Here is an 11814-nt window from a genome sequence, read left to right as displayed (position 1 = left end):
GACATTAATTTCATTATAGCAATATTATTTATAATGTCAAACGGTAATAATTTTTTACATATTTATGTTATAGTTGTTTTTTAAATATAGAAAGCGTTTATTTTTATACCCCCTCATAATCAAATATGAGGGGTATACAGTTTAATTAAATGAAGGTTATAAAATATTCGTATCACCTAAGATACAAAAGTAATTGACAAGTATTAATTTTTGTGTTTCTTTATCATTTGTTAGTATATTCTAACATATTTCTGTTTTATGTCAATACTAATAAGCGTAATTTTATTTATTTTTTCTTTCAATCCATTCATTTTTTGTAGTATTTGAATTAGTCATTAATTTTTTTAACTCATCTCTGTTTTTATTATCCAATGCCTTTTTAAAATCTTCCAAACAATTTATATATTTTTGAAGCGTATCAGATAAATATTCACTATTATACAAAAATAACTCACTCCACATATTGGCATCTATTGTTCCAACTCTTGTATGATCTCCCAAACTATTTCCTTCATAACCTAATGAAGCTAAAAAATGGTCATGATTAACAATGCCGCATGCTATTATATGCATAAGCTGACTTGTAAAGGCTATCATTTCATCATGTTTTTCTGGTGTTGAAATTATTACTTTTAAACAGCCTAAATCTTTTGAAAGTTTTTTTATAATGTTAATATCATCTTCATTTGCATTTTCATTATTTACTATTATGGCATTTGAATTTTTGAAAAGAGTTTCTGAAGAATTGCAGTATCCTCCTTTTTCTTTTCCTGCCATAGTATGAAGTCCGACATATTTTTTATCTTTTGCATTATTAAAAATATCTGTCTTCACTCCGCAGAAGTCTGAAAGTATTTTATTATCATCAATTAAGTGTTTATATTTATTTATAATATCTATCGCTATAGAAGGCAATGTGCATAACATAATAATGTCAGACCATTTAATGCATTCTTCTATATTATCATAATTACAATAACCTTTTTCAATATATCCGTCTTTTACAGCAGATTCTATATTTTCTTTATTTGTATCTATAGCATATATATTATAATTTTGATTACTAGCTTTTAATGCTTTAATTAAAGAACCGCCCATCAAGCCCATTCCAATTACTGTTATATTTGGCATAATATTTCCTTTAATATAATTATTTTATGATTGCTTATATTTTTATTATTTGTTTTCTATATCATTTAATATTTCTAATACTTTATTTTTATCTTTTATAATGAAACTGTTTCCTTTATTGCTTAATTCGATAGGTACATCTTTTTTTATTATATAATTGATAAAACGGCTTGGTTTTTTGAATTTAGTATGTTTTACTGCACTTGAACCGCTGTTTATTGAAAATCTTTTATTTATTTCATTCATTACATTAGCTAAAGATATATTCATGTTTTCTTCGCAATTAGCAATTATTTCATTGAATGCATATATAAAATTCTTTTCACTAATTTCACAGTTATGCAAATTTAAAATATTAGACATTACATCTTTAAAAATATTCATATCATTAATATAAAAATCATCACCGTCTATTTTTGTTTCTATTCCATTATTATTTAGATATTTTAGAACATTCTTTATTTTTTTGAATTGAGTTTGTTCTATAGCACTTTTTCCTTTTTCAAGATTGAAGTCTTCATTTATCTTATTACAAATATCAGAGATGGATATTCTTATATTTTCTATTGTTTCAGTATTATTGTAAATTTCTATTATTCTATTATAAAAGAAAGTTAAGAAATCATTTTTGTCTATAGTGATTTCTTTTTTTATTTCTTTCTCTTGTTTATCATTTTTATCAGAAACTTTATAATCTTCAATTTTAAATATATGACAGCATGAATTTTTAAATATATCTCTTGCAGAATTATCAGCTATTGTAACTATTGAAACTAAAGCCCCAAATCTTGTTAATCTATCCATAATAACTGTATAATCAACATCTCTAGTTACAAATACTGCTATATCAATTTTTTTATCTATAACAAAATCTTCAAATGCATCTATTGAAGATATCATATCTGCCATATTTTTTGCTTTATTAACTGGAACAGAATAAATAATATCTATATGCAAATCTCTTAAACTTTTAGCATATTTTTTTATTGATTTTGCATCGCCGTAAGATTTTTTTATAGAATAGAAAACTTCTTTATCTTTAAAATTGTTTTTATAATATAATAGTATATTATTAAGCATTGATTCAAAATTAACATCATAAGTTAAATGACATATATTTTCTAAATCTATGTATATACCTATCTTTTTCATAAATACCATCTCTTATAATTTAATTATGATTTATTGTATAAAGAAATTAATAAAAATACAATACTATTTAAGGTAATTTATATATTTTGAAATATGTAATTTTTAAGATAATTCATGTATTACAGCTTCTTTATAATTTTTCATTATATCTCTTATGAATGTATCTTTTGTAAATATTACTATAGGTATATTGTATTTATTTGAATATTCTTTTATAAATGATAATGCTTCTTTGGTTCTATTATTATCAAAAGTTATGAATGGGTCATCTAATAATATTAGTCTACCTTGTTCATGTATTTTTGTAATCATAGAAAGACGCATAGCTATATAAACTGCATCCTTTGTAGCTGAAGAAAGCAATTCTACATTTCTGCTTTCATTTTGTTTATCTTTAACCATAATTTTAGATTTATCAAAACCAGACATTGTAATTCCGTTATCTGATAAACTTTTTCCTGTTATATGATTATATAAAACTTTAGCTTCATTTGAAAGTGAATTGAATATATCATCATTCTTTTTATTGATTTGAAGCAGCATATCCTCCAACATTTCTAAAGCCTTTTTCTTTTTATTCATATTTTTTATTTCTTCATTATTTTCTGCATATTCGCTTTCAAGATTTATTATATTATTATGTACATTATCTGCACTGTTTAGTTCGCCTTGAATATATGAAGCATTAGACATTACTTTATTCATATTTTCTTTTAAAGCATTTATTTCTTTTTCTAAATCTTTTAATTTATTTTCTATTGCTTTCATTTCCATTTCATTAAAATCTTCAGGATTAACTCCTTTTTCATCTAATTCTCTTAATATTCTATTACAATTAGCTTCAAGTGTTTTTATATCTTTAAGCCCGAATTTTTTTGCTTCTGTCATAAGTTTTGCAAATAATTCTTCTGTATTTTTATAAACATTATCAAAATTAGTTTTTATCTCATAATAATTTTCTTTGCTTTTTACATTAAGTTTATTTAATAAATCATTAAAGTCTTTATTGTATTTTTCTAAATTTATTAAAGCTTCTTGTAATTGTTTTTTATAATTTTCTAATTCTTCATCATCTTTTTTAGAAAGTATCAATTCTATTTTTGCCAATTCTTTTGTTAATATATCTTTAAGTGCAGAAAGTTCTAAATTATTTGCATTTATATCAAGTTCGGGTAGGGTATCTAGTATATCATTTATAAACTTATCATTTTTACCTTCTTTTATTAAGAGGAATGGTATTGAAGGAAGTATTATTAAAAACCAATAAGGATTTTTAAAATATAAACTTAGTAGCGATGATATTAAAATTACAGCTGATAAGAAAACTATTTTTGGTATTTTATTTGTTTTTTCTCTAAGTACATCTATCTTTTTTATTGCTTTATCTATTCTTATCATTATGCTTTCATAATCAATTTTATTTTTTTCTTCTACAGCTTTTTGTAAAGGTTCTATTTTTCCTTTTAAATTATATATTTCTTTTTCGCATTCATTTATTTTTTCACTTATATTGTTTATTATTTTTGAATGATCTTTTTGTAAATATATATTATCATTTATAAATTTATCTTTTTTGTTGAAGTCATTTATCATAGTTATAATATTTAATATGACATTCTTTTCTTTTGATTTATTTTTTTCTTCTCTTAAAGCATTTAATTTATTATATTCATTTATTTTTTCTTTTATGATGTTATCACTTTCTTTTAATAATTCATTTAAATCTTTTAACTTGTCTTTTTTATCTATTTCAGTATTAACTTTATTATATAAATTATCTAATTCTTCTTTTATTTCTTCATTTCTGTATTTTAAATTTTTTAATTGAGCTGGTATAGCATTTTGAGCTTTTCCAGAATGTTCGGCTTTTACTTCGGATATTATTTTTCCAACATCTATATCAGAAGCAAATAATTTTTTCTTTATTTCGCTTTCCCAATCTTTTGAATCTTTTTTACTATCGGACATTTCAAATATAATTTCGCTTTGTCTTATAGAATATAAATTATTATATGATTGAGGATGCATCTTTTTTGAAGGTTCTATTTCAGGAATAATATTAATATCTATATCATCGCCGTATCTTGATTTTATTTGTTTTGCAAATGTGGAAGTTCTTTTATTTTCTGAAAACAATAACATTAATGAGTCAAATATAGTAGTTTTACCGGATTCATTTTCTCCGTAGAATAAAGTGAGTTTATCAGATATATCAAAAGATTTATTTTTAAATTTTCCAAATTTGTTTAAATTCAAAACCATTTTTATTTCCTATATTTATAATGATGGCATTTTATCATTTTTAATACAAATTTCAAATTTAATAATTTTGTAATATTTGTATAAAATAAAGAATTGACATTCTATTATTTTTTTATATTATAATAATAAACAGTTAATTTAAGTGAGAAGAATATGAAAAAGTTAATATTATCATTGTTTTTTGTAATAGTTTTTAGTTCTGCTTTATTAGCACAGCATGGCGGAGGTGTTGCTTTGTTTGTGCCATTAACAGGCAGTTTTGCTTTTTCTGATGTAAGAGGATTAGACGGAAGTAAATTAAATATATTAAAAAATGGAAATTCCTTTGATTTTGGAGTTTTAGTTCAGCCGGGATATTTCTATGATTTCGGCGGATTATTAGGTTTTGATGCTTTGGCTGATATTGGATATTATAGAAGTTCTTACAGATATATAGATTCTGCTGAAGGAAAAGTAGTTTCATATTCATTTGATACTTTAAATGCTGGTGCTATGTTCAGAGTTACTTTTTTAGTATTAGCTTTCGGTATAGGAGCCGGAGCAAAAATACCATTGGCAGCCAATATTAGAGATGGTAATTATACTGCTAAATTAAATAGTGATGATATAAAAAAGTCATTTGATAATGCTGTAATACCATATTTAAAGTTTACATTAGATTTTAAATATAATTTAAGCAGTTTTGCCGCCATTGCCGCAGGTCTTTATTTTAATTATGATTTTGCTATGAATTATAAAAATCCTAATTATTCAAAATATAATATACATTCATTTGATTTTGGAATACAAATAGGTACTTATTTGGTTGGTACTAAACACTAATACATTATTTTTCATCTGGAGCGGAATATGCTTAAAGAACTTTTACAGCCAGAAATTGAGGATTTGATAGAGGAAAAAGAATGGGAAGCATTAAGAGATATACTTCCATTATGGCAAGAGGTAGAAACAGCGAATTTAATAACTTCATTAAAGAATGAAGATAAGTATAAAGTATTTAGCGTACTTCCAAAAGATTATTATTTAGGAGTTTTTCCTGAATTAGTTCCTATAGATCAGCAAAGAATAATAGAAAATATGCCTGAAGCTGATGTTAAAGAGCTTTTAGAAAATATGAATCCCGATGATAGGACATATTTTTTAGAGTCAATTCCTGAAGAAATGTCAGAAAGTATATTAAAACTATTAGGAAATGAAGAACGTGAGATAGCTTCTTGGCTTTTAGCTTATCCAGAAGGCAGTATAGGACGTTTGATGACTCCGGAATATATTAGTATTAAGCCTGATTGGACTGTTGGAGAGGCTTTTGAATATGTTAGAAGCAATATAGCAGAATCAGAAACTTATACAACTATATATGTTATAGATTCAAGAAGAACATTGATTGGCTCTATAGCTTTAAGAAAATTGTTTTTTACAAATAAAGATGCTCTTATATCAGAAATAGCAAATAATTGTCCATGTATATTGGTATATGAAGAACAAGAAAATGCTATTGAAATTATAAAAAAATATAATTTGCATTCCCTTGCCGTTGTTGATGACAGACATTCAATGCTTGGAATTGTTACGGTAGACGATATATTTGATATCGCTGAAGAAGAATATACAGATGATTTTCATAAAATGGCAGGTATTACATCAAGTGAAGATCAATTCGATGATAATTTAAAGATTACACCTATATTGACATTATATAAACAGAGAATATTATGGCTTTTGGTATTAGTATTTATCAACATATTTTCTGGAGGTGTTATAGGCATATTTCAAAATACACTGCAAAAACATATAGTCTTAGTTGTGTTTTTGCCATTGCTTATAGGAAGCGGAGGAAATGCTGGCAGTCAATCGGCAACTTTAGTTATACGTTCGCTTGCCATTGGTGATGTGGTTTTAAAAGACTGGTTTTATATGCTTACAAAAGAAATTATAGTAGCTTCAATATTGGGGTTAAGTATGGCAGTTGGTGCGTATGTTTTAGGCATAATAAGAGGCGGATTTGAAATAGCTGCTATTGTAGGCATATCTATGTTCAGTATAGTTTTTATTGGAAGTGTTATAGGGCTTTGTTTGCCTTTTATATTGACAAAATTAAATATAGACCCAGCTATAAGCGGGGCTCCTATGCTTACATCTATATGTGATATAATAGGTACAGCAATATATTGTTCTATAGCAACTTTGGCATTTATAATATTTAAATAATGTTATAAAAAAATAATATTTTTTTTATTATTTTTAAATTTTTTTTAAAATATTGTTAAATTATAGTTATAATTTATAATACATTAAGTAGTAATAAAAAATGTATTTGACTATTTACTCTTTTATATTAAATTTATAGTAAACGAGGTTTGTTACTTTATGAGAGAAATTGAAATAGAATTACATGAAGCTTCGGCAAAAAATAATATATTAGCTGTGGAAATTCTTCTACAAAATAAAGATATAGATGTAAATTTAAGCAATATATTAGGTTTGACACCTTTGACTCATGCATGCAGAGCAGGATATAAAGAAATAGTTGAATTATTATTAAAAGCTGGTGCTGATCCAAATAAAGCTGATCAATTATATATAACACCATTAATGAACGCTTGTGCTAATGGTCATACTGATATAGTTAATATTTTGTTAAAAAATGGAGCCATTGTGAATTTATCTAATTGTAATAATGAAACTCCTTTACACTATGCTTGTTCAGAGAATCATTTTGACATTATTAAGATACTTGTAGAAAATGGTGCTGATGTTAATGCTAAAACAGATACTAATGTTACTCCATTAATGTATGCTTGTCAGAAATCTAACTTTGAGGCAGTAAAATTTTTAATTGATAATAATGCCAATATAGATGATGTTGATATATACGAAGAAACTGTATTATCTTATGCTATATCTAGCGGAAATATTGATATAGTAGAATATATGCTTAATACAGGAAATATAGAAATTCCTAAATATTCTTTAACAATAGCAGCTATAAGCGGAAATCTATCATTAGTACATTATATACATTCTAAATTATCAGGAAATAAAAATAATGTATTTTCAAGTGCATTTATATCCGCTGCTTATAATGGGCATTTAGATGTAGTTAGATACTTTTTTGATAATTCTAAGAAAAAAGCTCCTAAAGCTTTAGCTATTGCTGCTTCTGCAGGTCATAAAGATATAGTAAATTATTTCCTTATGAATAAAGTACCGCCTGATGGTGTAACTGATAATGGAAAATCTGCTTTAATTTCAGCTATAGAAATAGAAAATAAAGAAATTATAGATTTGCTTATAAAATATAATGTTGATGTTAATAAAGCTGATGATGATGATGTAACTCCTTTGATGTATGCTTGTTATATAGGAAATATTGATGTAGTAAAAACTTTGCTTGATAATAATGCTGATACATCTGCAATAGATGGTATTGAAAGAAATGCTATTGTACATGCTGTTATAGCTGGAAATATAGATATAGTTGAACTTCTTCTTATGTACGGAATGACATTAAAATCATCGGAAGATACTATTACACCTTTAATGTGGGCTGTTATATATGATAATTTAAAATCTGTTAAGTATTTGATAGAAAAAGATGCTGATATAGAAGAAAGTGATATTAATGGTTGGAATTCTTTTATGTTTGCTTGTGCTAAAGGATATATTGATATAGTTAAATATATTTTAGAACTATATCCTGATATCATTAATAGAAAAAGTAAATCTAATGAAACACCTTTAATAATAGCAGCTGATAATGGTAGGGTAGATGTTGTTGATTATTTATTGAAAAATAATGCTTCTATTAAAGATCAAAATTCTAATGGAGATACTGCATTATATATAGCTTCTTCAAACGGATATTTTGAAATATGTGAAAAATTAGTTAAATATTATGAGATAAACGATACTACTAAAAATGAATTTGAAAAAGAATGTGTAATTGCCAAAGAAAAAGGATATAATAGTATTGTTAATCTATTTGAAAATAAATTAAAATCATAAAAATACTTTAATATTTAATTCTATTTTTGACATTTTAGTGTAAATATTATATTATCTATAGTAGTAATCTTAAATAATTAGGTTTGTATATGCATAACAAAGAAAGACTTGGTACTATAGGTGTATTTTTAACTGCATTAATTTGGGGATATAGTTTTGTTGCAGTTAAAGTTGTAGTTCAGGAAATAGAGCCGTTTTATCTTGTAGGATTCAGAAATTTAGCTGGCGGTATTTTTCTATCAATAATATTTTTTAAGAAACTTATAAAAACAACAAAAAGAGATATATTATTATCTATTCCAGTTGGAACGGCATTATTTTTAGGATTTTTCCTTCAAACTATGAGTTCTAAATTTATAACTGCTTCAAAGGTGGCATTTTTTACAGGGTCTTATGTAATATTTATACCATTTTTTAGCTGGATAGTGTATAAAAAAAGACCTCATATTGCCGCATTTATAGCAGCTATAATCACTATTATAGGTTTATATCTATTAACATCTTTTGACGGATTTGGAAGCATTAAGGCAGGGGATTCATTTGCTTTGCTTTGTGCTATAGTATTTGCTATCCATTTGATGCTTATAGATAAAATGCTTGAATATGTAGATGGTATAAGAATGGCAGCCTTACAGCTTATAATAGCTGGTACAATATCTTTTGCTGTAGGTATAATAACTTCTACGCCTTTTAATATTAATGCTGTATCTTCTGAAAGTATATATTCGCTTCTTTATTTAACTATAGGTGCAACAGGAATAGCTTATTTACTTCAAACAGTATCTCAAAAATATGTTAATCCTAGTAAAGCAGGGATTATTTTAAGTTTGGAATCATTTTTAGGTGCTTTGGCAGGCATTATATTTATGAAAGACCCTCTCACAATTAATTTTATTATAGGCGGAATATGTATGGTAGCGGCTATATTTATATGTGAGATAGGAAGTAATATGAAAAAATCAGATTCTTAATATTTATTAGTTGAAGTTTTTTTATAATTTATTAATTTTTATTATGAAATTGATACGTATATATGGTATATGTTTGCAAAATTGTGATTTATATATTAAAATATATGGGTAGTAATTTTATTTAAAAGAGGTTTTTTATTATGGCTTCATTTATGGATAATTTAAGAGAAAAAGTAAAATCTAATCCTAAAACTATAGTATTAGCTGAAGGATATGATGAAAGACATGTTAAAGCTGCAGTTATTCTTAAAAAAGAACAATTAGTAAAAGGTGTTGTATTAGTGGGAGATACTGCTAAAATAGAAGCTTTGGCAAAAGAAAATGCATTAGAATTAGACGGTAATTTTGCTAAAATTTTTGACCCTAATAAAGATGCTAAAACAGAAGGTTATATAGAAATGCTTTTCAAAGCTAGAGAAAAGAAAGGTATGACTAAAGACCAAGCTAAAGAATTAATAGTTAATAATTCTGTTTATACTGGAGCAGCAATACTTGCTTCTAATGAGGCAGATGGTATGGTTGGCGGTGCTGTTTATGCTACAGGTGAGATGTTAAGAGCAGCATTATTCTTAATCGGACTTAAAAAAGGTATTAAAACATTATCTTCTACTTTCTTTGTAGAAAGTCCTGATAAATCTTTATTTACTAATGGTATAGCTTGTTTTGCTGACTGTGCTGTTATTCCAGATCCTACAGCTGAACAGCTTGCAGATATTGCAGAATCTACTGCAGAATCTTACAAAATTATGACAGGATTAGAACCTAAAGTAGCATTGCTTTCTTTCTCTACTAAAGGTTCAGCTAAACATGATAGCGTTGATAAAGTTATAGAAGCTAAAAAAATATTAGATTCACGTAATGTAAGCTTTGTTTATGACGGTGAAATGCAATTTGATGCTGCTATAGTTGAAAAAGTTGGTGCTCAAAAAGCTCCTAATTCACCTATTAAAGGTAATGCTAATGTACTTATTTTCCCAGAATTAAATGCTGGTAATATTGGTTACAAAATAGCTCAAAGAGTTGGTAAATGTACTGCTATAGGCCCTATGCTTCAAGGTATAGCAAAACCTGCTAATGACCTTTCAAGAGGATGTTCTGCTCAAGATATAGCTGATTTAGCAGTTTTAACCTCTTTACAAGCTCTATAATGAAATTTATTTTATAAGAATAAAACAAAAGGCCTTAATATTATTAATAATATTGAGGCTTTTTTATTTATAGTAAGTAGTAAGTATATTGAAGTTTAGAATTAATGTAATATAACTTTATTTCTTCCAAGATGTTTAGCTTCATACATTGCAGAGTCAGCGTTTTTGATTGTGTCGGCTATTGGTTTTTTTGATGTTCCTTTATGTTCTGCTATTCCAACACTAACGGTGACATTGATTATGGTTGATTCATAATTAAATCTTTTCTTTTCTACTGTTTTTCTAATTCTTTCAGCTACTATATATGCCTGTTCTTTTTTGGTATTTGGACATATAACTATAAATTCTTCACCGCCGTAACGTATAGCAATATCGCTTTTTCTAAGCATGTGTATATTATCTGAAGCATTGCTTAATAATTTACCTATTCCATGAAGTACAACGTTTCCGCAATCGTGACCGTAAATATCGTTTATATCTTTAAAATGGTCAAGATCCATAAATATTATTGAAATACTGTATTTATATCTTTTAGCTCTTTCAACTTCTTCTTCTATGATTTTATTGAAGTATCTAACATTAAATAATCCAGTTAAAGGGTCTATTGTAGATTGAGAATGTAAAGTATCAATTTCTTTCATTAATTTTTTTATGACTTTATCCTTTTCCATAGAAGACTTTTTTTCTATTTCATTTATGTTTAAAGTCATATTACGCATTTTGATTTTTACTACAGTTTCAAATAGATCATATATATTGATTACACCAATAGGATAGTTGTCATTATTTATAATAACAAGATAATCCATTTTGTTTTCTTTCATTATTTCAAAAGTCATAAGAATATCATCTTCAGGGTGTGCTATTACAAGATTTTTATTCATAAAAGCAGATATTTCTTTTGTTATAAAGTTTTTGGAATTTTTTTTGGATACATCTTTCAATAAATTTATAAGAACATCGTTGAAATTTATTATACCTACTATTTTATCCGAATCATTTACAACAGCAAGTATTTTATTGGAAGATTTAGATGCAAGTGATGCTAGCTCTAATAAATTAGAGTCTTTTTTTACTACACCTATACGATTTTCCATAATGGATTTTACAATACTTCTATACATTAGAAATACCCTAAATAAGAT

Annotated in this window: 9 protein-coding genes; 5 read left to right on the top strand and 4 right to left on the bottom strand. The window is 25.8% G+C overall.

Going from position 1 to position 11814, the window contains the following annotated elements:
• Positions 1-282 precede the first annotated feature (282 nt).
• The 3 genes from R4K56_RS04125 to R4K56_RS04115 form a co-directional block, all read right to left on the bottom strand.
• Complete coding sequence (locus tag R4K56_RS04125; protein WP_335756532.1) at positions 283-1131, bottom strand: prephenate dehydrogenase; 849 nt, start codon at positions 1129-1131, stop codon at positions 283-285.
• A gap of 45 nt (positions 1132-1176) precedes the next feature.
• Positions 1177-2283 (bottom strand): NYN domain-containing protein, encoded by a 1107-nt coding sequence (locus tag R4K56_RS04120; protein WP_335760768.1) that lies wholly within the window; start codon positions 2281-2283, stop codon positions 1177-1179.
• A gap of 102 nt (positions 2284-2385) precedes the next feature.
• The gene (locus R4K56_RS04115) at positions 2386-4545 is read right to left on the bottom strand and encodes an ATP-binding protein (RefSeq protein WP_335771932.1); all 2160 of its coding nucleotides are present in this window, start codon (positions 4543-4545) and stop codon (positions 2386-2388) included.
• A 153-nt stretch (positions 4546-4698) separates the two neighbouring features.
• Here R4K56_RS04115 and R4K56_RS04110 point away from each other — a divergent pair, with 153 nt between their 5' ends.
• The 5 genes from R4K56_RS04110 to pta all read left to right on the top strand — a co-directional run bounded on the left by R4K56_RS04110 (position 4699) and on the right by pta (position 10669).
• Positions 4699-5367 carry a hypothetical protein gene (locus R4K56_RS04110; RefSeq protein WP_335760770.1) on the top strand — a complete coding sequence of 223 codons (669 nt, stop codon included), beginning with the start codon at positions 4699-4701 and terminating at the stop codon, positions 5365-5367.
• A gap of 27 nt (positions 5368-5394) precedes the next feature.
• Positions 5395-6753: a magnesium transporter gene (gene mgtE / locus R4K56_RS04105; RefSeq protein ID WP_335771931.1), complete on the top strand. Its 1359-nt coding sequence runs from the start codon at positions 5395-5397 to the stop codon at positions 6751-6753.
• A gap of 159 nt (positions 6754-6912) precedes the next feature.
• Entirely contained in the window at positions 6913-8550 is a 1638-nt protein-coding gene (locus tag R4K56_RS04100) for an ankyrin repeat domain-containing protein (protein ID WP_335771930.1), read from the top strand.
• Between the two features lie 89 nt (positions 8551-8639).
• The gene (locus R4K56_RS04095; RefSeq protein ID WP_335760773.1) at positions 8640-9521 is read left to right on the top strand and encodes a DMT family transporter; all 882 of its coding nucleotides are present in this window, start codon (positions 8640-8642) and stop codon (positions 9519-9521) included.
• A 140-nt stretch (positions 9522-9661) separates the two neighbouring features.
• Entirely contained in the window at positions 9662-10669 is a 1008-nt protein-coding gene (pta, locus tag R4K56_RS04090) for a phosphate acetyltransferase (RefSeq protein ID WP_335756539.1), read from the top strand.
• A 101-nt stretch (positions 10670-10770) separates the two neighbouring features.
• On the opposite strand, the gene R4K56_RS04085 is transcribed toward pta, so the two are convergent.
• Positions 10771-11793: a diguanylate cyclase gene (locus tag R4K56_RS04085; protein WP_335756540.1), complete on the bottom strand. Its 1023-nt coding sequence runs from the start codon at positions 11791-11793 to the stop codon at positions 10771-10773.
• Positions 11794-11814 lie beyond the last annotated feature (21 nt).

The organism is Brachyspira pulli (assembly GCF_036997785.1).
Classification (GTDB): domain Bacteria; phylum Spirochaetota; class Brachyspiria; order Brachyspirales; family Brachyspiraceae; genus Brachyspira; species Brachyspira pulli.
Note: the sequence above shows the minus strand (reverse complement) of the source record. Positions and strands in the feature narration are given on the sequence as shown.